At 73.6% G+C, this 22,416-nt stretch carries 23 protein-coding genes, 1 tRNA gene, 1 pseudogene and 1 riboswitch; of the genes and pseudogenes, 9 read left to right on the forward strand and 16 right to left on the reverse strand.

Features of this window, described 5'->3' with window-relative positions:
- Positions 1–2: 2 nt before the first annotated feature.
- The gene (locus ASG83_RS08725) at positions 3–1,256 is read right to left on the reverse strand and encodes an ABC transporter substrate-binding protein (RefSeq protein ID WP_200932307.1); all 1,254 of its coding nucleotides are present in this window, start codon (positions 1,254–1,256) and stop codon (positions 3–5) included.
- Positions 1,257–1,321: 65 nt separating this feature from the next.
- Here ASG83_RS08725 and ASG83_RS08730 point away from each other — a divergent pair, with 65 nt between their 5' ends.
- From ASG83_RS08730 to ASG83_RS08740, 3 genes are read left to right on the forward strand one after another with little or no spacing between them, the layout of a single operon-like run.
- Complete coding sequence (locus ASG83_RS08730; protein WP_156711063.1) at positions 1,322–1,513, forward strand: hypothetical protein; 192 nt, start codon at positions 1,322–1,324, stop codon at positions 1,511–1,513.
- Positions 1,514–1,523: 10 nt separating this feature from the next.
- A complete protein-coding gene (locus ASG83_RS08735; RefSeq protein ID WP_082599185.1) occupies positions 1,524–2,282 on the forward strand; it encodes a TVP38/TMEM64 family protein in 759 nt (252 codons plus the stop codon).
- The gene (locus ASG83_RS08740) at positions 2,282–2,929 is read left to right on the forward strand and encodes a CDP-alcohol phosphatidyltransferase family protein (protein ID WP_055860070.1); all 648 of its coding nucleotides are present in this window, start codon (positions 2,282–2,284) and stop codon (positions 2,927–2,929) included. The genes ASG83_RS08735 and ASG83_RS08740 overlap by 1 nt, the downstream gene beginning before the upstream one ends.
- Before the next feature lie 192 nt (positions 2,930–3,121).
- On the opposite strand, the gene ASG83_RS08745 is transcribed toward ASG83_RS08740, so the two are convergent.
- Entirely contained in the window at positions 3,122–4,570 is a 1,449-nt protein-coding gene (locus tag ASG83_RS08745) for an NAD(P)/FAD-dependent oxidoreductase (RefSeq protein WP_055860073.1), read from the reverse strand.
- Between the two features lie 143 nt (positions 4,571–4,713).
- Here ASG83_RS08745 and ASG83_RS08750 point away from each other — a divergent pair, with 143 nt between their 5' ends.
- Positions 4,714–5,217: a GNAT family N-acetyltransferase gene (locus ASG83_RS08750; protein WP_055860076.1), complete on the forward strand. Its 504-nt coding sequence runs from the start codon at positions 4,714–4,716 to the stop codon at positions 5,215–5,217.
- Positions 5,218–5,254: 37 nt separating this feature from the next.
- On the opposite strand, the gene ASG83_RS08755 is transcribed toward ASG83_RS08750, so the two are convergent.
- The 5 genes and pseudogenes from ASG83_RS08755 to ASG83_RS08770 form a co-directional block, all read right to left on the reverse strand.
- Complete coding sequence (locus tag ASG83_RS08755) at positions 5,255–5,908, reverse strand: response regulator transcription factor (protein WP_055860079.1); 654 nt, start codon at positions 5,906–5,908, stop codon at positions 5,255–5,257.
- Positions 5,905–7,063, reverse strand: a 1,159-nt coding sequence (locus ASG83_RS13450) for a GAF domain-containing sensor histidine kinase (RefSeq protein ID WP_369813392.1), incomplete at its 5' end; no start/stop codon positions are given. The genes ASG83_RS13450 and ASG83_RS08755, both read right to left, overlap by 4 nt.
- A 1-nt stretch (position 7,064) precedes the next feature.
- Positions 7,065–7,389: pseudogene (locus ASG83_RS13455) on the reverse strand (hypothetical protein); the annotation flags it as partial.
- A gap of 3 nt (positions 7,390–7,392) precedes the next feature.
- Positions 7,393–8,199: a TerC family protein gene (locus ASG83_RS08765; protein WP_055860085.1), complete on the reverse strand. Its 807-nt coding sequence runs from the start codon at positions 8,197–8,199 to the stop codon at positions 7,393–7,395.
- A gap of 36 nt (positions 8,200–8,235) precedes the next feature.
- Complete coding sequence (locus ASG83_RS08770; protein ID WP_055860088.1) at positions 8,236–9,039, reverse strand: hypothetical protein; 804 nt, start codon at positions 9,037–9,039, stop codon at positions 8,236–8,238.
- A gap of 35 nt (positions 9,040–9,074) precedes the next feature.
- A riboswitch (TPP riboswitch) is annotated at positions 9,075–9,185 on the forward strand.
- Between the two features lie 20 nt (positions 9,186–9,205).
- On the opposite strand from ASG83_RS08770, the gene ASG83_RS08775 reads away from it, so the two are divergent.
- Genes ASG83_RS08775 through ASG83_RS08785 form a run of 3 tightly spaced genes read left to right on the forward strand, consistent with a single transcriptional unit; the run spans position 9,206 to position 12,732 of the window.
- Positions 9,206–9,874: an ECF transporter S component gene (locus ASG83_RS08775; protein WP_235451436.1), complete on the forward strand. Its 669-nt coding sequence runs from the start codon at positions 9,206–9,208 to the stop codon at positions 9,872–9,874.
- Positions 9,861–12,242, forward strand: a complete 2,382-nt coding sequence (locus ASG83_RS13355) for an ATP-binding cassette domain-containing protein (RefSeq protein ID WP_055860099.1) — start codon at positions 9,861–9,863, stop codon at positions 12,240–12,242. The genes ASG83_RS08775 and ASG83_RS13355 overlap by 14 nt, the downstream gene beginning before the upstream one ends.
- The gene (locus ASG83_RS08785; protein WP_055860102.1) at positions 12,226–12,732 is read left to right on the forward strand and encodes an AAA family ATPase; all 507 of its coding nucleotides are present in this window, start codon (positions 12,226–12,228) and stop codon (positions 12,730–12,732) included. The genes ASG83_RS13355 and ASG83_RS08785 overlap by 17 nt, the downstream gene beginning before the upstream one ends.
- Here the strand turns inward: ASG83_RS08785 and ASG83_RS08790 are convergent.
- Genes ASG83_RS08790 through ASG83_RS08815 form a run of 6 tightly spaced genes read right to left on the reverse strand, consistent with a single transcriptional unit; the run spans position 12,729 to position 16,708 of the window.
- Positions 12,729–13,943: a hypothetical protein gene (locus ASG83_RS08790; RefSeq protein WP_055860103.1), complete on the reverse strand. Its 1,215-nt coding sequence runs from the start codon at positions 13,941–13,943 to the stop codon at positions 12,729–12,731. The two genes, ASG83_RS08785 and ASG83_RS08790, sit on opposite strands and share 4 nt — an antisense overlap.
- A gap of 57 nt (positions 13,944–14,000) precedes the next feature.
- On the reverse strand, positions 14,001–14,408 hold the full coding sequence (locus ASG83_RS08795; protein ID WP_055860114.1) for a metallopeptidase family protein: 408 nt from the start codon (positions 14,406–14,408) through the stop codon (positions 14,001–14,003).
- A complete protein-coding gene (locus ASG83_RS08800) occupies positions 14,405–14,896 on the reverse strand; it encodes a DUF2017 family protein (RefSeq protein WP_055860117.1) in 492 nt (163 codons plus the stop codon). The genes ASG83_RS08795 and ASG83_RS08800 overlap by 4 nt, the downstream gene beginning before the upstream one ends.
- A complete protein-coding gene (gene clpS, locus ASG83_RS08805; RefSeq protein WP_055860119.1) occupies positions 14,893–15,201 on the reverse strand; it encodes an ATP-dependent Clp protease adapter ClpS in 309 nt (102 codons plus the stop codon). The genes ASG83_RS08800 and clpS overlap by 4 nt, the downstream gene beginning before the upstream one ends.
- Before the next feature lie 52 nt (positions 15,202–15,253).
- Positions 15,254–15,724: an SHOCT domain-containing protein gene (locus ASG83_RS08810; protein ID WP_055860121.1), complete on the reverse strand. Its 471-nt coding sequence runs from the start codon at positions 15,722–15,724 to the stop codon at positions 15,254–15,256.
- 42 nt (positions 15,725–15,766) lie between these two features.
- The gene (locus tag ASG83_RS08815; protein WP_055860123.1) at positions 15,767–16,708 is read right to left on the reverse strand and encodes a Ku protein; all 942 of its coding nucleotides are present in this window, start codon (positions 16,706–16,708) and stop codon (positions 15,767–15,769) included.
- Between the two features lie 89 nt (positions 16,709–16,797).
- On the opposite strand from ASG83_RS08815, the gene ASG83_RS08820 reads away from it, so the two are divergent.
- Positions 16,798–19,278, forward strand: coding sequence for an ATP-dependent DNA ligase (locus tag ASG83_RS08820; protein WP_055860125.1), 2,481 nt, complete (start codon positions 16,798–16,800; stop codon positions 19,276–19,278).
- 40 nt (positions 19,279–19,318) lie between these two features.
- Here the strand turns inward: ASG83_RS08820 and ASG83_RS08825 are convergent.
- A tRNA-His gene (locus ASG83_RS08825) sits at positions 19,319–19,394 on the reverse strand.
- 87 nt (positions 19,395–19,481) lie between these two features.
- The gene (gene orn / locus ASG83_RS08830; protein WP_082515013.1) at positions 19,482–20,105 is read right to left on the reverse strand and encodes an oligoribonuclease; all 624 of its coding nucleotides are present in this window, start codon (positions 20,103–20,105) and stop codon (positions 19,482–19,484) included.
- A 43-nt stretch (positions 20,106–20,148) separates the two neighbouring features.
- Between orn and ASG83_RS08835 the strand changes: the two genes are divergently transcribed.
- Entirely contained in the window at positions 20,149–20,412 is a 264-nt protein-coding gene (locus ASG83_RS08835) for a thioredoxin family protein (RefSeq protein ID WP_055860127.1), read from the forward strand.
- Between the two features lie 16 nt (positions 20,413–20,428).
- Here the strand turns inward: ASG83_RS08835 and ASG83_RS08840 are convergent, their stop codons facing one another.
- A complete protein-coding gene (locus ASG83_RS08840) occupies positions 20,429–22,414 on the reverse strand; it encodes a hypothetical protein (RefSeq protein ID WP_055860130.1) in 1,986 nt (661 codons plus the stop codon).
- Between the last annotated feature and the right edge of the window lie 2 nt (positions 22,415–22,416).

Genomic DNA, 22,416 nt, shown 5'->3' on the forward strand with positions numbered 1-22,416 from the left:
GCCTACTGCGCGAGCACGAGTCGGCGCCACTCCTCGTCGATCGGCGTCACCCACGCCGAAGCGAGCTCGGGGTTGGCGTTCTCGCTCAGCACGTCGTAGGCCGGCACGACCGGCGACTCGGGCAGCGCGTCGAACAGCGCCCGGTCGTCGGCCTCGAGGCGGTCGAGGTCGAGCACCGTGAACTGCCCCCAGACGTCGGGCTCGGCCTTCGCCGCCTGCTGCTCGGGCGAGAGGGCGAGGTTCGCGACGACCATCGCGCCGGCCTTGCTTCCGGAGGTCGAGGCGAGGCCGAGGAAGCTCGCGTTGCCGACCGTGCCCTCGTCGAGCGTGAGCACCTTCGTGCCGGCGGGGTACGTGCCGTCGGCGACGAGCTGCGTGAGCGTCGCGGGCCCGTAGGTCATCGTGAAGTCGACCTCGCCGTTCGCGAAGAGCTCGTTCAGCTCGTTCGAGTTCTGCGGGTAGGTGCTGCCCTCGCGCCACAGGAACGGCTCGAGCGCCTGGAGCTCGTCGAAGAGAGCCGGGGTGAGCTCGGCGAAGTCGTCCTCGCTGTAGGCGAGCGGCACGTTCTCGTAGCCGCCGTTCACGCTGTAGAGCACCTCGCGGACGAAGACGGAGCCCGTGAAGTCCGGCGGCGCCGGGTAGGTGAAGCGGCCGGGGTTGGCCTTCGCCCACTCGAGCAGCTCATCGAGCGAGCTCGGCACGTCGGTGACGGTGTCGCTGTTGTAGACGAAGGTGAACTGCGCCTTGTGCCAGGGCACCTCGCAGCCGTCGACGGGCGTGCCGAAGTCGTCGAGCAGCAGCGGGTCCTCGGGGTCGGTGAGCTCCATGTTGGGCAGCATGTCCGTCCAGCCGCACTCCCACGCGCCGGCCTCCTTGCCGGTGCCGAAGTTGTTGCCGTTGACCCAGACGAGGTCGACCTCGCCGTCGGTCTCGCCGGCCTGCACCTCGCTGAGGATGCGGTTGAGCGCGTCGGGCGTGTCGGCGATCGGCACCTGCTCGAGCGTCACGCCGGCCTCGGCGGCCGCAGGGACCAGCACGTCGTTGACGTAGGCGTTGCCCTGCTCGTCGCCGCCGTACATCCACAGCTTCACGGTCTGGCCGTCGGCGGCCTCGAGCACCTCCTCCCACGAGCCGTACTGCTGGTCGTCGGAGGCGCCGCCGGTGCCAGTCTCGGCCGAGCAGGCGGCGAGGGAGGCGACGAGGCCGAGCGCGAGGGCGCCGGCGACGGCTCCTCGACGCAGGGGGATGCTGTGCAAGGGAACTCCAGGAGGGTCGGGACCCCGACCGCGGCGGCGGGGTCGTCATCGTGCGGAGCGCGCTGGTGGCTGTGGCGCGCAGTGCGGTCGTGCGGTGGCTGGTGCCGGTGGTGCTGATGGTGGCGCTGCGGGTGCTGGTGCTGGTGCTGGTGCTGGTGCTGGTGCTGGTGCTGATGGTGGCGCTGCGGGTGCTGCTGATGCGATGCGGTAGCCCGGGGAGGCGGGCCTCCCCGGACGTCGTCCACGGCCGACTCTAGACTGACCGCGATGACACCCGGCGCAGAGTCCCCTCCCGCGGGTCGAGCCCCGCTCGCCCCCCGGGGTGCCGTGGCGCGAGCCGCCGCTCTCGGAGTGTTCGTCGCCGTCGCCGTCGCGGTTGGGGTGCTCGTCCCTCTTCCCTCGGTGGACGAGGTCCGGGCGGCGGTCGCCGACCTCGGCCCGTGGGGCGGCGTCGCTCTCGCTCTCGCCTACGCTGCCGTCACTCTGACGCCCGCGCCGAAGAACGTGCTCTCGATCGCCGCGGGCCTCGCCTTCGGGTTCTGGACCGCCCTGCTGTGGGTCTACCTCGGCGCTCTGATCGGCGCGGCCGTCGCCTTCGTGCTGGGTCGTGCGCTCGGCCGTGACGCGGTCGAGCGCTTCACGGGCGCGCGCGTCGCCGCGATCGACGACCTCCTCGCGCGCCGCGGCCTCCTCGCCGTGCTCGGCGTCCGGCTCGTCCCCGTCGTGCCGTTCACCGCGATCAACTACGTCGCGGGCCTCACGGCGGTGCGCCGTCGCGACTACGCGGTCGGCACCGTGCTCGGCATCATCCCGGGCACCGTCGCCTACGTCGCGCTCGGCGCGTTCGGCCTCGAGCTCGGCTGGCCGGTCTGGGTCGCGCTCGGCGTGCTCGGGGCCCTCACGCTCGCCGGTGCCGTCGTCGCGTGGCGCGGTCGCCGCCGCAGGCCCGATGCGCGCGCGGCGCGCACCGACCACGCGCGTTCGGTGACGGATGCCCGTGCCGCCTCCCGCGAGGAGCGCCCCTGATGCTCGACCGCCCCCTCCGCGCCCTGCTCGAGCGCCCCGTCGGCGCCCTCGCCGCGGCCCTCGATCGCCCCGGCGTCACGCCGGACGGCCTCACCCTCGTCGGCCTCGCGCTCGGACTCGGCTCGGCCGTCGCCGCGGCGACCCAGCTGTGGGCGCTCGCGCTCGTGCTCTGGCTCGTCTCGCGCGTCGTCGACGGCCTCGACGGGGCGCTCGCGCGCCGGCGTCGCGCCGACGATCGCTTCTCGGCCGACGATCGGGCGGGGGGCGACAGCCAGGCGGGCGGGTTCCTCGACATCACCTGCGATTTCGTCGTCTACGGCGCGACCGTGCTCGGCGTCGCCCTCGGCGCGACGGCGGCGTTCGACGCGCCCTGGCAGCCCTTCGCCGCGGTGCTGCTCGCGTACTACGTCAACGGCGCGGCGTTCCTCGCGTTCAGCTCGATCGCGGAGCGCACCGGGCGGCAGCTCGACGACGGACGCTCGCTCTCGTTCCTCGGCCGGCTCGCCGAGGGCACCGAGACGATCGTCGTCCACAGCCTGTGGCTCATCGTGCCGTTCTGGTCGTGGCAGCTCGCGACGGCGTGGGCGGTCTTCGTCGGCATCAGCGCCGTGCAACGAGTGGTCGCCGGCTACCGCGCCCTCCGCTGAGCGCCGACGCGCGACGCGCACCGCGCGCGCCAGGCACCCGCACGTCCGTCCGGCCCGCGACAGCACCCCGACGATGCGCCGGTTCGATGAGCATGCGCGGGTTCGAAGTGGCGCATCGTCATCAGACCCGCGCATGCTCGGCGGCGAGCGCCCGGCGGCCACGGCGAGCGGCCGGCGGCGCGGGTCGGGCCGCTAGCGCAGGCGCCAGGCGGTGAGCCGCGCGAGCAGGCCGATCACGCCGGCGAGCGCGCCGGTGCGCAGCCGGCCGCGGACATCCGCCACCGCCGCGTTCCAGAGGGCGTCGCTGTAGGTCGGGTAGGCGTGGGTCGTGCTGGCGAGCTGGCTCGTGCGCAGGCCGTGGCGCACGGCGAGCGACGCCTCGCCGAGCGACTCCCCGGCGCGGGGCCCGACGATCGTCGCCCCGCGCACGCGCCCCCTCCCGTCGACGACGAGTCGCGTGAAGCCCGCGGTGCGGCCGTCGGCGATGGCGCGGTCGGTGTGGCTGTGGCGCACCTCGCTCACCGTGCAGCCGTGCTCCGCGGCCTCGGAGGGCAGGAGCCCGACCGCGCCGACCTCGGGGTGCGTGAAGGTCACGCGCGGCACGGCGTCGCGGTCGATCGTGCGGCGCAGGCCGAGGATCGCGTTGGTCGCCGCGATGCTGCCGTTGACGCCCGCGGTGTGGGTGAACTGCGGCAGCCCGCTCACGTCGCCCGCGGCGAGGATGCGCCGGTTGCTCGTCCGCAGCGTGTCGTCGACGACGACGTGGCCGCGCTCGTCGGTGCGCACGCCCGCGGCGTCGAGCCCGAGGCCGGCCGTGCGGGGGCGTCGTCCGAGGGCGATGAGGAGGCGATCGAAGGGCACGCGGTCTCCCGTCGACAGGTGCAGGATGCCCGCGCGCCGGTCATCCGCCCCCTCGACCCGCTCGACCGTCGTCGACACGCGCACATCGACGCCGTCAGCGGCGAGCGCCTCGGCCACGATCGCGCTCGCGTCCGGATCCTCCTTCGGCAGCAGGCGCGCGTTGCGCTGCACGAGCGTGACGTGCGAGCCGAGGCGCGCGAAGGCCTGCCCGAGCTCGCAGCCGATCGCGCCGCCGCCGAGCACGACGAGGCGCTCGGGACGCTCGGTCAGCTCCCACACCGAGTCGCTCGTGAGCACGTCGAGGCCGTCGAGGCCGGGGAGCTCGGGCAGCTCGGGGGAGGAGCCGGTCGCGATGACGGCCTGGCGGAAGCCGATCGCGCGGCCGTCGATCTCGGCGGTGCGCGGGCCGGTGAAGCGCGCGCGGCCCAGGGCGACGAGGGCGCCCGCGGCCTCCGTGGCCTCGACCGAGTCGACGGGCTCGATCTCGTGGATGGCGCCGTGCACGTGGGCGAGGACGGCCGCGAAGTCGACGTCGACGGCGCCCGCCGAGACGCCCAGCGCGCGCGAGGCGCCCGCCGAATGCGCGGCCTCCGCCGCCGCGATGAGCGACTTCGAGGGCACGCAGCCGGTCCAGAGGCAGTCGCCGCCCATGCGGTGCGCCTCGACGAGCAGCGCCGTAGCGCCGAAGCCGGCCGCGGTCTTGGCGGCGACGAGCCCCGCGGTTCCGGCGCCGATCACGAGGAGGTCGATGTCGGCGGGCAGGTCGGCGATCGCAGTCATGGCCCGAGGGTACTTCGGCGGCGGCGCGTTATGCTCCGGGACGGGGCGCGCGGACGATCGCCCGCCCGCGCGCCGACGCGATGCGCCCGCACCTGAGCCGCCGGGCGCCGAGCCCGGTCCACGATTCCCGAGGAGACCCCTGCATGACCCCTCGCCCCCTCCTCCGACCCCTCACGGGCGAGGATGCGCCCGCTCTCGTGGCGCTCAACGACGCGGCGCATCCGGCCGTGCCCATCACGACCGCCGAGGAGATGCGCGGACTCCTCGCCCTCGCCGCCCTCGCGCTGGGGCTGGAGCGCGATGGCGCCCTTCTCGGGTTCGTCATCGCGATGCACCCCGGTGCCGACTACGCGAGCGAGAACTACCGGTGGTTCGAGGCGCGCGGAACGGGGCACGTCTACGTCGACCGCATCGTCGTCGCCGAGAGCGAGCGCGGGCGGGGCCTCGGCCCGGTGCTCTACGACGCCGTGTTCGCCGAGGCGCGTCGACTCCGGCACCCGGAGGTCACGTGCGAGGTCAACCTCGTCCCGCCGAACCCGGGGAGTCTCGCGTTCCACTCCCGGCTCGGCTTCGCGCAGGTCGGCACGCAGGCGACGAAGGGCGGCTCGGTCGTGGTGGCGCTGCTCGCGGCGCCCGTTCCCGGCTGACGGCGACGGCGGCCGCCCCGTCGGCGACGCCCCGGCTCTACTCCCGGCGCATCCACTCGCTCGCGAGCACCGCCGCCTGGGTGCGGCGCTGCAGCCCGAGCTTGGAGAGGATCCCGCTCACGTAGTTCTTGACCGTCTTCTCGGCGAGGAACAGCCGGCCCGCGATCTCGCGGTTCGAGAGTCCCTCGGCGATGAGGGCGATGATCTCGCGCTCGCGCGGGGTGAGGTCGGCCAGGGGGGAGCCCGCCCGGGAGTCCGCGCTCGCCGCGGTCATGCGCGAGCGCACGCGCGCGACGACCTCGGGGTCGAGCAGCGACTCTCCCCGGGCGACCCGGCGGATCCCCTCCACCAGGCGGGTCGCCCGCACCTCCTTCAGGAGGTACCCGTCGGCCCCGGCGAGCACTGCGCCGAGAACGGCCTCGTCGTCGTCGTACGAGGTGAGGATGACGCAGCCGATCGTCGGGTCGGCCGACTTCACGTCGCGGCAGACGTCGATGCCGCTGCCGTCGGGCAGCCGCCCGTCGAGCACGGCGACCGTGGTGCCCGCGGCGATGATGGCGTCGGCGGCGCCGGCGACCTCGCCCGCCTCGCCCACGACGACGATGCCGTCCTCCTCCGCGAGGAGGTCGGCGAGGCCTCGACGCACGATCTCGTGATCGTCGAGCAGGAAGACGCGCACGGGGTCGCTCATGACGCCTTCCAGGGTACGACCCAGCGCAGCTGCGTGCCGCGCGGCGAGGCCGGGCCGATCGAGAACGTTCCGCCGCGCTCGACGGCGCGGGCACGGAGGTTCTCGAGCCCGCTGCGCCTGCCCGAGGCGGGCATCCCGATGCCGTCATCGGTGATCGTGATGACCACCTGGGCGCCGCGCACGGCGATGCTGACCGCGACGGCGCGCGCGCTGGCGTGACGCACCGCGTTGGAGAGGGCCTCGCGGACGACCGCGGCGACCTCGTCTCCGAGCGAGGTGTCGACGAGCGTGTCGACGGGACCGCTGAACTCCAGGCGGGAGTCGAGGCCCTCGCCCTCGAGGGTCTGCCGCACGAGCGTGTTGATGCGCGCGCGGAGGCTGTAGGTCTCGGCCGACGGAGGGGCGGAGAGCCGGTAGATCGCCTGCCGGATCTGCCGGATGGTGGCGTCGATGGCGTCGACCTGCGCGGCGATCTTGGCGCCGGTGGGCGATGCGGGGTCACCGACGGCGCTCTGCAGGGTGAGCCCGATCGCGAACAGGCTCTGGATGACGTGGTCGTGCAGGTCGCGCGCGATGCGCTCGCGCTCGTCGGCGAGGGCGAGCCGCTGCTCGTCGATGCGCGACACCGCGAGCTCGCGCGCGATCGCGACCGAGCGCGCGAAGCGCTCGGCCGTCTCGCGATCGCCGTCGTCGAACGGATGCCCGCCCGGCCCGCGGACGATCTCGAGCGTTCCGAGGCGGCGCTCCTCCGCTCCCAGCAGGGGCACGGCGAGGCGCGGGCCGTCCCCTCCGGCGTCGCCCGCCGTGGCGGCGAGCTCGCTGTCGCCCTCGCCGATGCGCAGCACGACCCCGCGCGCCTCGGAGACGGCCAGCACGGTCTCGGCGACCTCCGCGGCGTCGTCGGGGCTCAGTCGACCGGCGAGGAGGCGCTGGATCACGCGCTCGGAGGCCTCCAGCCAGCGGCGCTCGGCCTGCGCCCGCTCGTAGAGGCGCGAGTTGGCGATGGCGGTTCCGGCCATCGCGGCGAGCGTGGTGATGAGGGCCTCGTCGACGTCGTCGAAGGGCTCGTCGCCGGCGCGCTCGGTGAGGTAGAGGTTGCCGAACACGGCCCCGCCGACGCGGATGGGCACGCCGAGGAAGGACCCCATCGGCGGGNCGGTGATGACGGCGCCGAGGATGCCGTGACCGGTCGGGAGGCTGCCGATGCGCTCGGCCTGGTCGAGGGTGAGCCCGGAGTGCAGGAAGCGCTCGAGGCTGCCGTCGGGGGCGATGACGCCGAGCGCGCCGTAGTGGGCGCCCACGAGCTCGCGGGCGACCTCGACGATGCGCTGCAGGGCGTGGGTGAGGTCGAGCTCGCGCGTGACGGTCTGCGCGGCCGAGACGAGCAGGGCGAGGCGCTCGCGCCCGGCCGTCGGATCGTCGGTGCGGTCGAGGATCCGCGAGACGAGCGCGGTGAGGTCGTCGTGCCCCTCGAGCTGCACGCGCTAGGGCTTCGTCGAGGCGGGGGCCGGGGCGGTCTCGCCGGTCTCCTTGACCATGACGGGTCGCAGGTGCACGGGCTCGATCGTCTGGTGGCGCTTCTTGGCCGCCCGGCCGCGGGCGATGAGGTTGAGCACCTCGACACCGATCGCGAAGGCGATGGGGCCGTAGATGAGGGCCTTGTCGATCTTCACGTCGAAGCCCTCGGCGATGAGCATCGAGCCGATGAGCACGAGGAAGGCGAGCGCGAGCATCTTGACCGTGGGGTGGCGGTTGACGAAGTCGCTCACCGCCTTGGCGGTGAACAGCATGATGACGACGGCGATGACGACGGCGGCGACCATGACCCAGAGCTCGTCGACCATGCCGACGGCGGTGATGACGGAGTCGATGGAGAAGACGAGGTCGATGAGGAGGATCTGCACGATCACGGCGCCGAACGTCGCCGCCTTGCCGCCGCCGGAGGCGTGGCCCTCCTCGCCCTCGAGCCGCTCGTGGATCTCGGTGACGGCCTTGTAGACGAGGAACAGGCCTCCGACGATGAGGATCAGGTCCTTGCCGGAGAAGCCCATGCCGAACAGCTCGAAGAGGTCGGCGGTGAGCGTGATCACCCACGACGCGGCGAACAGCAGACCGATGCGCAGGAACATCGCGAGGGTGAGACCGAGGACGCGAGCCCTGTTCTGCTGCTCGGGCGGCAGCTTGCCGGCGAGGATGGAGATGAACACGACGTTGTCGATGCCCAGCACGATCTCCAGGACGAGAAGGGTGGCGAACGCGACGAGGAGCTCGGGCGTGAAGACGATGTCCATGCCCAGGATCCTACTGAGGCCCGTCGGTGGGCGGGCTCAGCCCGTCGCGCCCTCCCACCCCAGGCGAGCCTTGACGACCGCGGCGGCCTCGGTCGGCCAGTCGCTCCATCGCGCGATGGCCGTCGCCTCGGCGACGTAGAGGAGCCCGCGGGCGGCCGTCTCCGGGTCGCGCTCGAGGGCGCGCTCGAGCACGGCGGCGAGGTCGGGATGCACCTGCTCGAGCCGTCGGAACACGTCGAGGTCGTCGAGCCGGGGGTCGCCCGCGCCCGGCACGACGCGGCGGTGCAGGGCGAGCAGGTGCGCGAGGGCGTGGGTTCGGATGAACTGCCCCGCCGTCAGGGTCTCCCCGCGCCGCGCGCGCCCGACCCCGATGAGCAGGAGGGCGAGGAACAGCTGGGCGTGCTCGAGCGGCGTGCGCTCGGAGCCCGGCTTGGGCTTCGCCGCGACATCCTTCATCGTCGCGTAGACGCCGCCGCGGTCGAGGGGCACCTCGAAGGCGTTCGCGTGCGCGAGGCTCAGCTCGCCGGGGCCGAACACGGCGAACTCGAGCACGTGGCCGTCGCGGTACACGCACTTGAGCCCGTGCGCGGTCTCGCGCGCGGCGATCACGAGCTGGTCGTGGTCGGGCAGCCAGCGCAGGTCGGTGCGCATCGCCTCCGCGTCGTGGTGGCTCGAGCAGACGACGAGGAAGTCGTGGTCGCTCCACTCGTCGACGCGCGAGCGGTCGGCGGTCGAGCCGGCGAGGACGAGGCCCGTGACCTCGGGCCGCGATTCGAGCGAGTCGATGAGCCGGTCGAGGTAGGCGGAGAACGCGCGGCGGACGCCGCTGATGTCGAGCATGCGCACCACCCTAGGGCGGTCGGGGGCGTACACTGAGCGCTGTACACGGGAGTCCGGTGAGCCGGGCTGAGAGGAAGCTTCTCCAAGCTTCGACCGTCGAACCTGATCCGGATCATGCCGGCGCAGGGAGGACTTCTCGCACCCGTGCCGAACCGTTCGGCGTCTCATGACGCCCTTCTCGAAAGGCACGATCCTCATGGTCTCGACCGCAGCATCCTCGACCGCCCCCGCGGCGCGCGCACCGCGCCCCTCGATGCGGTGGCGCGTCGTCGACATCGTCGTCGCGAGCGTCCTCGGCGTCGCCGGCGGCCTCGTCATGGTCGTCTGGAACCTCACCTACCAGCCGATCACCGCCCCGATCGAGGCGGCCCTGCCGGGCCTGCAGGCGCTCCTGTACGGCGTCTGGCTGTTCCCGGCCGTGCTCGTCGGCCTCGTCGTGCGCAAGCCCGGCGCGGCGCTCTACGGCGAGCTCGTCGCCGCGGCGACCTCGGCGCTGCTCGGCGGGTTCTGGGGCTGGACGGCGATCCAGTGGGGTCTCGTGCAGGGCCTCGGCGCCGAGCTCGTCTTCGCGATCCTGCTCTACCGCGCGTGGGGGCTCGTCCCGGCCCTCCTCGCCGGTCTCGGCGCGGGCGTCGGCATGGCTGTCATGGATCTCACGTTCTACTACCCCGACTCGCGCCCCGAGTTCGCCGTCCTCTACGCCGTGAGCGCGATGATCTCGGGCGCCGTCCTCGCGGGCGGCGGCTCGTGGCTGCTGACCCGCGCCCTCGCGCGCACGGGCGCGCTCAGCCGGTTCGCGGCGGGGCGCGAGCACGCGGCGCGTGCCGATTCCTGACACCGGTCGACCTCCGGGCGGGGATGCCGCTCTCGCGTCGCGCGCGGGAGCGGCGTCCCTCGCCGCCGAGGCCTGGAGCTGGACCCCCGCGGGCCGCGCCGCCCCCGTGCTCGACGGCCTCGATCTCGCGATCGAGCCCGGCGAGCGCGTGCTGCTGCTCGGCGCCTCCGGCAGCGGCAAGTCGACCCTGCTGCAGGCCTTCGCGGGCGTGCTCGGAGCCGACGACGAGGGCACGCGCGCGGGGGCGCTGACGGTCGACGGCCGCGACCCCGCCGACGCACGCGGCCGGGTGGGGCTGCTCCTGCAGGATCCGGACGCCCAGCTCGTCCTCGCCCGCGCGGGCGACGACATCGCCTTCGGCCCCGAGAACCTGGGCGTGCCGGTCGAGGAGATCCGCCGCCGCGTGCCGCTCGCGCTCGCCGCGGTGGGGCTCGACCTGCCCCTCGACGCCGACACGACGCGCCTGTCGGGCGGGCAGAAGCAGCGGCTCGCGCTCGCGGGCGTGCTCGCGCTGCGCCCCGGCGCGCTCGTGCTCGACGAGCCGACCGCGCAGCTCGACCCCGCGGGGGTCCGCGAGGTCGCCGCCGCGGTCGCCGAGCTCGTCGCCGATCGCTCCATGACGCTCCTCGTCGTCGAGCACCGCGTGGACGTGTGGGCGCCGCTCGTCGATCGCGTCATCGTGCTCGAGGAGGGGCGGGTCGTGGCCGACGGCCCTGTCGCCGACGTGATGCGCGCGCAGGGGGAGCGGCTCGCCGCGCGCGGGGTCTGGGTTCCCGGGCGCGCGCCGGAGCATCCGTCGCCGGCGTCGCGCGAGCCGGGGGAGACCCTGCTGCGGGCGCGGGGCGTGGCGGTGCGGCCCCGCGGCGGCGAGGTCGTGCAGTCGGGGCTCGACCTCGAGGTGCGCGCCGGTGAGGTCATCGCGCTCACAGGGGTCAACGGCGCGGGCAAGACCACGCTCGCCCTCACGCTCGCGGGCCTGCTCGAGCCGGCCGCGGGCGAGGTCGTGGCGGGGGATGCCCTGCGCGGCATCGATCCGCCCGTCGACGAGCGCTCGCCCGCCGCGTGGAGCTCGCGCGCCCTCGTCGCCCGCCTCGGCGTCGTCTTCCAGAACCCCGAGCACCAGTTCATCGCGGCGACCGTGCGCGAGGAGCTCGGGGTCGGCCCGCGCGCCCTCGGCCTCTCCGAGGGCGAGGTCGCGGCGATCGTCGAGCCGCTGCTCGACCGGCTGCGGCTGCGGGCGCTCGCGGGCTCGAGCCCGTTCACGCTCAGCGGAGGCGAGCAGCGGCGGCTCTCGGTCGCGACGGCTCTCGCGACCGCACCGCCCGTGCTCGTGCTCGACGAGCCGAGCTTCGGGCAGGACTCGCGCACGTGGGCCGAGCTCGCGGCCCTGCTCGCGGCGCACCGCGACGCCGGCGGCGCGATCGTCATGGCGACGCACGACCGCGAGCTCGTCGCGGCGCTCACCGCGCGCGAGGTCGTGCTGCCCGCGCCCGCGGCCGCGTCAGCCATCACTGCCACCGGCGGCGTCTATCGGTCAGTCGTTGCGGGCGAGTCCACCGGCTCCCGCAACGAACGACCGACAGACGACGGAGAGGCACCGCGGCGACCGCGCGCCCCGCTGGTCGAGCGGCTCAACCCCGTCGCGGCGATCGCCGCGACCCTTCTGCCGGCGCTCATGCTCATCGTCACCCTCGACGTCGTCTCGGCGGGCGTCGCGCTCGCCCTGCAGCTCGCCCTGCTGCCGCTGCTGGGCGTCGCGCCGCGCCTGCTCCTGCTGCGCCTGGCACCCGTGCTGATCGCCGCGCCGCTCACGGCGCTCACGCTCCTGCTCTACGGCGAGGAGGGCGGCCGCGTCTACGCGGAGCTCCTGCTCGTGCGCATCAGCGACAACTCGATCGAGCTCGCGGCCGCCACGTTCCTGCGGGTGCTCGCCATCGGCATCCCCGCCATCGCCCTGTTCGCGCGGCCCGACGCGACGCGCCTCGGCGACGCCCTCAGCCAGAACCTGCGTCTGCCCGCCCGCTTCGTGCTCGGCGCCGTCGCCGCCCTGCGCCTGGTCACCCTCCTCCGCGACGACGCGCGCATGCTCGAGCGGGCCCGCCGCGCGCGCGGGGTCGGCGACCGCGGGGCGATCCGCCGCGCGGCGGGGCTCGTGCTGTCGCTGCTCGTCCTCGCGATCCGCCGCGGGTCGAGCCTCGCGATCGCGATGGAGGCCCGCGGCTTCGGCGCGCGCATCCGTCGCACCTGGCTGCGCGCCTCGCCCTGGCGCGGCGTCGACTCCGCCGCCGTGCTCGTGGGCGTGCTCGTCTCCGTCGCCGCGCTCGTCGCCGCCCTCCAGACGGGGGAGTTCAATGCGATCGTCGACTGACCGGCCGCGCGTGACGCTCGTCGACGGGCGCTCGGGCTCCGGCAAGACGACCTGGGCGACGGCGCTCGCCGAGCGCTCCGGCGCGCGGCTGCTGAGCCTCGACGAGGTCTACCCCGGGTGGGACGGCCTGGAGGCCGCGGAGGCGCACGTCATCGCCCACGTGCTCGCCCCGCTCGCCCAGGGCCGCGACGGCCGCTACCGCACATGGGACTGGGCGCTCGGGCGCCCGGGCGAGTGGCGAGCGGTGGATGCGGCCCTCCCGCTCGTCGTCGAGGGCTGCGGTGCGCTGAGCCCCGCGTCGCGATCGCTCGCCCACCACGGCGTGTGGATCCAGCTGCCCGACCCCGAGCGGCGCGCCCGCGCGATCGCGCGCGACGGCGAGACCTTCGAGCGCGAGTGGGAGCGCTGGGCGCGCCAGGAGGAGTGGCACGCGCGACTGCACGACCCGCACGGCTGCGCCGACGAGGTCGTCGACGGCGGCGGCTCCTAGTCGAGCCAGCGGTCGAGCACCGTGAGCGGGTCGGCGAAGCGCCACGCGATGCCCGGCTCGGCGATCGCCCCGGTGGTCTCGACGCGCACCGACTGCGTGCCGCCGGGCGTCTCGATCTCGAGCCGGCCGACGCTCTGGCCGCGCAGCACCGTGCGCCGCTCGTCGAGCACGAGGCGCGTCTCGACGTCGCTCGCGTCGAACGCGAGCACGGTCGCCGGCTCGACGGCGAGGAGGTCGACCGTGCGCCCCCAGTCGGAGGTCAGCTCGCCGACGACGTCGCCGACCTCGACGACGGCGAGCGGCCGCACGCCGGCCTGGATGGACGGCACGAGCGTCTGCAGAGCCGCGTTCGCGGCGTCGTAGCCGGGCTGGCCGATCATGACGGCGCCGACGAGCACCTCGCCGACCGGGACGAGCATGACGACGCACACGCCCGCGGCGTCGGTGTAGCTGTTCGTCGCTCCGAGAGCTCCGAGCGAGGGGGCGACGGCGGCATTGTCGTCGAAGCGGGCGCCGCCGGCGGTGAGCGGCCGCTCGCGCAGGAGGTCCACGAGCACGGGGTCGGCCGCCGTGAGCTGCGCGAGCACCCCGAGATCGCGCACGGGGGCGACGGTGGCGCGGTTCAGGCCCGTCGCGTCGACGATCACGGTGTCGGGCATCCCGTTCTCGGTCAGCCAGGCGGATGCCCTCTCGACGTAGGCGTCCGTGCTGCCGAAGACGGCCTCGGCCAGCAGCTCGGCGGTGTTGTTGCCCGATCCGATGACGGTCGCGATGAGCAGGTCGCGCACCGTCCAGCTCTCGGCGAGGGCGACGGGGACGACCCGGATGCCGCTGGCCTGCAGCCCCCGCTGCCGCTGCAGGTCGTCCTGGTCGATGGTGATGACGGGCCCCGTGCGCCCGGGCTCGAGCTCGGCCTCCTCGATCGCGATGAGGGCGAGCACGAGCTTGGCGATGCCCGCGATCGGGAGGGGGTCGGCGGTGCCGCCCGTGATCGGCTCGCCCTCGGGCAGCGCGACCGCCGTCGCGCCGGTCTCGGGCAGCACGATCGAGGCGGCGCCCTCGTCGAGCGCGGTCGTGTCGAACTCCCGCTCGACGGGCGTGAGCGGTGGGATGGGGCTCAGCAGCGCGCCCGCCGCGTACACGGTCGCGATCACGAGCAGGAGCGCGAAGAGGCTGCTGATGGTGCGCGCGACGCGCCTCGCCGGTTCCATGCGGTCAGGGTAGGCGGGTCGATGGGGTGCCGGGAGGGGGCGCGCCGGGCGCGGCGATCAGCCCCAGCCGAGTCGGTGCAGCTCGTCGTCGTCGATCCCGTAGAAGTGCGCGATCTCGTGCACGAGCGTGATGTGGATCTGCTCCTTGAGCTCCTCCAGGTCGCCCGCGGCGATCGCGAGCAGCGGCTCGCGGAAGAGCACGATGCGGTCGGGGAGCTCGCCGAAGCCGTACTGCCCGCGGTCGGTGAGCGCGACGCCCTGGTACTCGCCGAGGAGATCGAGCGAGCCGTCCTCCGGGCGGTCCTCGACCACGAAGACGAGGTTCTCGAGGCCGTCGACCATGTCGTCCGGGAGGTCGTCGAGCTCGCCGACGACGAGGGCCTCGAAGGTCTCGGCGTCGAGGTCGAGCGGCGGGCGGTCGAGCGGCGGGCGGTCGAGCGGCGGGCGGGCGTCGTCGTCGGTCACGCGCCGCGCTCCTCGGCGAGGGCGAGCACGCGCACGAGGTCGTCCTGCATCCACGCGAGCCAGTCGTAGAGGTCGCTCATGCCCTCGCGGTCGTCACCGACCTCCATGCGCTCGGCGAGCACGAGGCGCAGGTCGCCGATCGCCCGCATCCAATCGATCGCGCCGGCTTCATCGAGGCGGATGCGCGTCGTCTGAGACGCGGCCGCCGCGTCGGCGAGGTCGGCCGCGAACCGCGAGGCGAACGCGCCCTTGCGCTCGGCGAGGGCGCGACGGCTGAGTCGGCGCCACTCTGCGGCGGCCTCCTCGTCGTCGCGGTAGGCGTCGGGCAGCAGTCGGGCTACCGCCGGGTCGGCGTCGGACAGCGCTTCGTCGTCGGCGGCCTCGCCGAGGAGGGACGACAGCTGCGCGGCGAGCGAGGCGAGGATCCGCGCCTCCTCCGGTTCGAGCGCGGCCTCGACGCCGCCGTCGACGACTACGAAGCCCCTCATCGCGGTGCCCGCTCGAGCGTCGCCCAGAGCCCGTACTCGTGCATGGCCTCGACGTGCCGCTCCATCGCCTCGCGATTGCCCTCGGCGACGACGGCGCGGCCCTCGGTGTGCACCTGCATCATCCGCTGCTCGGCGGTGGGGGCATCCATGCCGAAATGGCGGCGGAAGACCCACGCGACGTAGCTCATGAGGTTGACGGGGTCGTTCCAGACGATCGTGATCCACGGCACCTCGCTCGCGTGGAGCTCGCGCCGCTCGACGTCGACGGATTCGTCGACGAGCGGGACGGCGGGGAGGGCGACCATGCAGCCATTCTCCCGCACCGCCCTGACAGGCGTCGCCGCGCGGATGCTCCGCTCAGGCCTCGGCGAGGATCTGCTCGCGAGCCCGCGTGTACTCCTCATCGGAGACCAGGCCCTCGTCGCGCGCCACGGCGAGCGCGCGCAGCCGGGAGGCGACATCGGTCGCCGGAGGCGCGTCGGTCTCGTCCGACTCGAGGGTGCCGGATGCGCCGCGTCGGTCGACCGCGTCCTTCACCGCGGCGCTCGCGACGAACGCGGTCGCCGCGTTCTCGTCGGTCACCGCGAGGAAGGTGCCGGTGGCGCCGAGACCGAGCCTCTGCGAGGCCTGGTGCGCGATGACCATGCGGTAGATGCCGAATGCGATCGCGGCGACGAAGGCGAGAGAGAAGAGCACGCCGAACAGACCGGCCGCGCCGGAGACCGCGACGACTCCCGGTTCGACCGGGAAGCCGGGCATGCCGGGGTCGGGGAACCCTCCATCGCCGCCCGGGTCGAAGCCGGGGTCGAACGAGCGCCAGAGCATCATGAGCGTCACTCTAGACCTGGCCGAAGGCCGATAGCGAGAAGGTCAGGCCGACTTCTTCCGAGGCGCGGCCTTCTTCTTCGGTGGAGCCTTGGTCGAGCTCTTCGCCGAGCTCTTCGTCGCGCTCGTGGACGAGCCCCTCCCAGCGCTCGTCGAGGGCGCCGCCGCCTTCTTCGCCGCCACGCCGTTCTTCTTCTTCGCCCGGTTCGCCTCGATGCTGCGCGTCAGCGCGTCCATGAGACTCAGCACCTCGCCTCCGGGGTCCTCCTCGTCCGCGGTCCCGCCGAACGTCTCCTCCGTCGACAGCGCGTCGCCCTGCGCGAGCTTCGCCTCGACGAGCGTCCGCAGCTCGTCCTGATACGCGTCGCTGAACTGCTCGGGCGCGAAGTCGGAGGCGAACGACTCGACGAGCGAGCGGCTCATCTGCAGCTCCTTCGCGCTGATCCGCACCGCCGCATCCAGCGACGGGAACCGGGCCTCGCGCACCTCGTCGTCCCACAGCAGCGTCTGCAGCATCAGCACGTCGCCGCGCACGCGCAGCGCCGCGAGACGGGTCTTCTGCCGGAGCGAGAAGAGCACGAGCGCCGTCCGATCGGCCTCCTCGAGCGTGCGCCGCAGCAGCACGTACGCCTTCGGCGACGAGCCGTCGGGCTCGAGGAAGTAGCTGCGGTCGAGCATGATCGGGTCGATCTGCTTCGTCGGCACGAACTCGACGACGTCGATCTCCTTGCTGCGCTCGCTCGGGAGCGTCGCGAGGTCGTCGTCCGTCAGCACGACCGTGCGCTCGCCGTCGTCGTAGGCCTTGTCGATGTCGCTGTAGCTCACGACCTTGCTGCACACCTCGCACCGCCGCTGGTAGCGGATGCGCCCGCCGTCGGCGTCGTGCACCTGGTGCAGCGGCAGGTCGTGGTCCTCGGTGGCGCTGTAGACCTTCACGGGCACGTTGACGAGCCCGAACGTGATCGCGCCCTTCCAGATCGATCGCATGCTCCCAGCGTGCGCGCGCCGCGAGCACATACCAACCCCCTTGCGCAAAGGGGTGGCGGGCGCGGATGCCCCGCCGGAGGCTGGTCCGCATGGCGAGCTCCGACACCCGCGTGACCATCGAGGGCCGCGAGCTGAGGCTCACGAGCCTCGATAAGGTCATGTACCCCGAGACCGGCACGACCAAAGCCGACGTGCTCGCGTACTACGCGGCAGTCGCGCCCGTGATGCTGCCGCACGTGCGGAACCGACCCGCGACGCGCAAGCGCTGGGTCGACGGCGTGGGCACGGCCGAGCACCCTGGTCAGGTCTTCTTCCAGAAGAATCTCGACGCCTCGACGCCGCAGTGGGTCGAGCGCGCCGAGATCCCGCACGCCGACCACGTCAACACCTACCCGCTCGTCAACGACGCCGCGACGCTCGCGTGGCTCGCGCAGATCGGGTCGCTCGAGATCCACGTGCCGCAGTGGCGCATCGGGCGGGCCGGGAAGCCCAAGCGCCCCGACCGGCTCGTGCTCGATCTCGACCCGGGGCCCGGCGTCGGCCTGCTCGAGTGCGCCGAGGTCGCGCGGCTCGCGCGGAGCATCCTGAAGGACGTCGGGCTCGACCCGCTGCCCGTGACGAGCGGGAGCAAGGGCATCCACCTCTACAGCGCCCTCGACGGCACGCAGTCCTCCGACGAGATCTCGGCCGTCGCGCATGAGCTGGCGCGGGCGCTCGAGGCCGACCACCCCGAGCTCATCGTGAGCGACATGAAGAAGTCGAAGCGCGAGGGGCGCGTGCTCGTCGACTGGAGCCAGAACAGCGCAGCGAAGACGACCGTCGCGCCGTACTCGCTGCGCGGGCGCTCGCGGCCCATGGTCGCCGTGCCGCGCACGTGGCGCGAGCTGTCGTCGCCGACCCTCGCGCACCTCGACCACCAGGAGGTCATGCGGCGCGTGCGGAAGCGCGGCGACCTGCTCGCGCCGCTCGAGGAGGCGTACACCGACGACGACGAGGAGGACGACCGCCTCGCGGCCTATCGGTCGATGCGGGATGCCCGGCGCACGCCCGAGCCCGTGCCCGAGCCGGTTCCGCCGCCGACCGACGGGCGCCGCTTCGTCATCCAGGAGCACCGCGCCCGACGTCTCCACTTCGACGTGCGGCTCGAGCGCGACGGCGTGCTCGTCAGCTGGGCGGTGCCGAAGGGCGTGCCCGACGACCCGGCCGTGAACCGCCTTGCCGTGCCGACCGAGGACCACCCGATCGAGTACCTCGACTTCGAGGGGACCATCCCCGCCGGTGAGTACGGCGCGGGGGAGATGACGATCTGGGACTCCGGGACGTACGAGCTCGAGAAGTGGCGCGATGGCGAGGAGGTCATCGCGACGCTCCACGGGAAGCGCGGCTCGCACCGGTACGCCCTCATCCGCACGGGCGATCGTGCGCCCGCGGGCGTCGCGGGGCCGGGCCGCGCGCAGTGGATCATGCACCTCATGGACGACGGGCGCTCGTCGACGTCCTCTCCGTCGGCCCCGGCGGCGTCCTCCCGGCTGAGCGAGCGCACCGGCCGCCGCATCCTCCGCGGCAGCGCGCGAGCCGCCCCCGCACGCGACGCCGCGGGTGCCTCCCTCGCCCCCATGCTCGCGACCGCGGGGCAGGTCTCCGACATCGCCGAGCCCGCCGCGTGGGCGTTCGAGATGAAGTGGGACGGCATCCGCGCCCTCGCCGGCCTCGACGAGGGAGCTCTCGGGCTGCGCAGCCGAAACGGCGTCGACCTGACCCCCGCCTACCCCGAGCTCGCGGCGCTCGCCGATCTCGTCGAGGGCTCCGTGCGCGCCGCCGGCCCGGTCGTCCTCGACGGCGAGATCGTCGCCCTCGACGACCGCGGCCGCCCCGACTTCGGGCTCCTGCAGCGCCGCATGGGCCTCTCGAGGCCGCGTGAGATCGCCGCGCTCGCCTCCGCCGTCCCCGTGCGGATCATGCTCTTCGACGTCCTGCTCGCCGGCGGGGCGGATGCCACGGGGCTCGACTACGACGCCCGCCGCGAGCTGCTCGCCTCCCTCGTCACGGAGCAGGGCCCGGTGCTCGTCCCGCCCGCGTTCGACGGCGACCTCGGCGACGCCCTGACCACGAGCCGCGAGCTCGACCTCGAAGGGGTCATGGCCAAGCGGCGCGACAGCCCGTACCGACCCGGCCGCCGATCGAGCGCGTGGATCAAGCTCACGCACGTCCGTACGCAGTCGGTCGTCGTCGGCGGGTGGCGGCCGGGGTCCGGCCGGCGGGCCGACGGCATCGGGTCGCTGCTCGTGGGGGTGCCGCAGGGCCGTGGCCTCGCGTACGCGGGGAAGGTCGGCTCGGGGTTCGGCGAGCGCGAGCTCGAGACGTTGCGGGACCGCCTGCGGGCGCTCGAGACCTCGCGGTGCCCGTTCACGGGCATCCCGGAGGCGGATGCGGCCGATGCGGTGTGGCTGCGCCCGGAGCTCGTCGGCGAGGTCGCGTTCACGGAGTGGACATCCAGGGGGCGGCTTCGGCACCCCGTCTGGCGGGGCTGGCGGCCCGACCAGTCGCCCGGCGACGTTCGGCGCGAATAGACGAGGCCCCGGTCCGCACTGCGGAACCGGGGCCTCGAGCTGGGGTGAGTAACGGGACTTGAACCCGCGGCCCCCTGGACCACAACCAGGTGCTCTACCGACTGAGCTATACCCACCAGGCGTCGACGCCGAGGCGCGACCGGTCAATGCTAATACAGGCGGGGCCCTGCGCGCGCCATGCGGACGAGCGCAGCGGCGGGTGATCAGCCCAGGCGCGGCGCCCACCGCTCGGTGACGCTCGCGGCGACCGCCTGGGCCTCCTCGCTCGTGGGGCCGGGCTCGGCGGTGAACCCGATGCGCCGGTAGTACTCGAGCTCGCGGATCGACTCCAGGATGTCGGCGAGCGCGCGGTGGCCGCCGTTCTTCGCCGGAGCGTTGAAGTACACGCGCGGGAACCAGCGGCGCACGAGCTCCTTGATGCTCGAGACGTCGACCGAGCGGTAGTGCAGGTGCGCGTCGACGCGGGGCATGTCGCGGGCGAGGAACGCGCGGTCGGTGCCGATGGTGTTGCCGGCGAGCGGCGCCTGCCCGGCTGTCGGCACGTGCTCGGCGATGTAGGCGAGCACGGCCGCCTCCGCCTCCTCGAGGCTCACGCCGTGCTCGAGCTCGGCCAGCAGGCCCGACGACTCGTGCATCTGCCGCACGAAGTCGCCCATGCCGACCAGCGCGGTCTCCGACGGCCTGATGACGACGGCGAAGCCCGGATGCACGGGCTCCAGCTCGTAGTCGGTGATGACGACGGCGACCTCGACGAGCTCGTCCTTCGACAGATCGAGACCCGTCATCTCGCAGTCGATCCAGACGAGTCGGTCAGTCGCAGCGCTCACCCCCGGAGTCTAGCCGTCAGCTCCGACGGCCTACGCTGGGCGGGTGCTGCTCGAGCTCTACACCTCCGCCTTCTGCGACCCCTGCCACCGTGCCCGCGAGGTCGTCGCCGAGGCGCAGCGGCTCGTGCCCGCGCTCGTCGTGGAGGAGCGGGATGTCGCGGCCCACGCCGAGCGCGCCGAGGAGCTCGGCATCACGAGCACGCCGACCACGGTCATCCGCCGCGCGGACGGCACCGAGGTCGTGCGCGCCGCCGGCGTGCCGACGCTCCCGCGGCTGCTGACGGCGCTCGCGCAGGCCGCGGACTGACCTCGCGCGGCCCGCGTCAGCCGACGTGGACCCGGGGCCTGCGAGCGGGGTCGGATTCGATCTCCCGGAGGATCTCCCGGACCACGGGGGCGGTGTCGCCGCGGCCGAGCACGAGGTACTCCAGCAGGTGGCGCAGCGGGTTCCCCTCCGACCAGTCGAAGTAGATGCGCGGGGTGACGCCCGTCCCGTCGCGGAGCGCGAGGAGGATCGCGGCGATCGCGTTGGGCACGGCCGGGCTCTGCGCGCGGAGGATCCGATGCCCGTCCACCTGCACGCCCCGCACGATCAGCTGATCGCCGAACTCCGAGGGGTCGACGATCTCGATCACGAGGAAGAGCACGTCCGCCGAGCTCGGCAGCGCGCCGTGCTCGAGCTGGTCGGAGATCTTCTCCCGGTAGTCGTCGCCCACGTCGCTGCGGCGCCTCTTGGCGATGATCGTCAGCCTGCCGTCGGAGGAGATGGACTCGTCGACGTACGCGCGCGCGCGCGCGTCGAAGGCGACCGCGTCGGCGCGCAGCTCGGTCGTCCGCGTCACGCGGGAGACGAGGGAGACGACGATGATCCCGCCGATGAAGAACGCGGAGATCACGATGCCGTCGGGCTTCTCGACGATGTTGTCGACGAGGGCGAAGGACATGATGGCGGTGAGCGCGCCGAACCCGATCGACGGCCACTTCTGACGCTGACGGACGGCGGAGACCGTGACCGCGAACGCGCCGGAGACCATCATCGCGAGGATCCCGGTCGCGTAGGCGCCGGCCTGCGCGTCCACGTCCGCGCCGAATCCGATCGTCAGCGCGATGCTGATCAGCGTGTAGATGATCACGACGGGCCGGACGGCGCGGCTCCACTCCGGAGCCATGCCGTAGGCGGGCAGGTAGCGCGGCACGATGTTGATCAGGCCCGCCATCGCCGAGGCGCCCGCGAACCAGAGGATCACGATGCTCGAGATGTCGTAGACCGTCCCGAAGCCCTCGCCGAGCAGGTCGTGGGCGAGGTAGGCGAGAGCGCGGCCGTTCGCCTCGCCGCCCGCCTGGAACTCCTCGGCGGGGATCAGGAGGGTCGTGACGATGCTCGAGGTGATGAGGTAGGCGCTCATGATGACGGCCGCGGCCGTGAGCAGCTTGCGGGTGTTGCGGATCCTCGCCCGACGACGGTGATCGGCGTTCGCGCCCTCGGCGGAGACGAGCGGCATCATGCTCACACCCGTCTCGAACCCCGACAGCCCGAGGACGAGGAGAGGGAAGGCGAGCAGCGCGGGCAGGGCCACGTCGCTCCAGCCGTCGGAGATCGCCAGCGACGCCGCCCAGAGCTCCCCGAAGCGGGGCTCGAGGACGACCTGCTGCAGACCCGCTGCGATGACGACGGCGTTGACGAGCAGGAACACGGCCACGACGGGGATGGCCACGATCACGGCCTCGCGGAACCCCAGGAGGAACACTCCGCCGAGGATCAGCAGCAGCACGATCGTGATCGGCACGGCGGCGCCGCGCCACGCCTCGGGGACGGCCGGGTTCTCCAGGAGGTGCACCGTCGCATCCGCCGACGAGAGCGTGATGGTGATGATCCAGGAGGTCGCGACGAACCCCAGCAGCGCGAGCACGAAGAACTTGCCGCGCCAGAAGGGGAGCAGCTTCTCGAGCATCGCGACGGAGCCCTGCCCGTTCGGGCTCTCCTCCGCGACCCGGCGGTACATGGGGAGCATGCCCAGGAGGGTCAGCAGCACGATCAGCAGGGTCGCGAGCGGCGAGAGCGCGCCGGCCGCGAGCGCCGCGATGCCGGGGAGGTAGGAGAGCGTGGAGAAGTAGTCCACCCCCGTCAGGCACATGACCTTCCACCACGAGTGCGTCTCGCTCGTCGACGTCGGCGCCTCCGGGCCGGGGGGCTGCACCGTGTCGTGCAGCAGCCATCGGCCGAGCGGCGTCGCGGGTGCCGCGCGGCGGTCGGCCGTGGGGACGGAGGCGGGGAGCGGGGGGTGCTGCGGGTGCTGCGGGTGCGACACGG

Origin of the sequence: Yonghaparkia sp. Soil809, assembly GCF_001429705.1 — a bacterium.
GTDB lineage: Bacteria > Actinomycetota > Actinomycetes > Actinomycetales > Microbacteriaceae > Microcella.